Here is a 268-nt window from a genome sequence, read left to right on the forward strand (position 1 = left end):
TCTGTCAGATGAGTGGTCTACCCAAAGCCACTATTACTCGCTTGGTTCACACTTTGACGCTGCTGGGGTTTTTGCGAACCACTACTCAAGGTCAGTATCAGTTAGGCAGTAGCGCAGTACGGCTGAGCGCAACTGCTTGGAGTCGTCATGATGTGGTCACTTTTGCCGAACCACTCTTGCGACAATTTGCAACTGAACATCAGGTCTCGGTGAACTTAGCCACAGAAATCGATGGCGAAATGCGTTATCTCGCCTGTTGTCGTAGTCC

General features: G+C 50.0%; 1 protein-coding gene. It reads left to right on the top strand.

Annotated elements, in window-relative coordinates; translation table 11 throughout:
* Positions 1-268, top strand: a 268-nt coding sequence (locus AAEY78_RS13340; protein ID WP_352339791.1) for a helix-turn-helix domain-containing protein, incomplete at both ends; no start/stop codon positions are given.

Origin of the sequence: Psychrobacter sp. 16-MNA-CIBAN-0192 (assembly GCF_040309565.1) — a bacterium.
In the GTDB taxonomy this organism is placed as follows: domain Bacteria; phylum Pseudomonadota; class Gammaproteobacteria; order Pseudomonadales; family Moraxellaceae; genus Psychrobacter.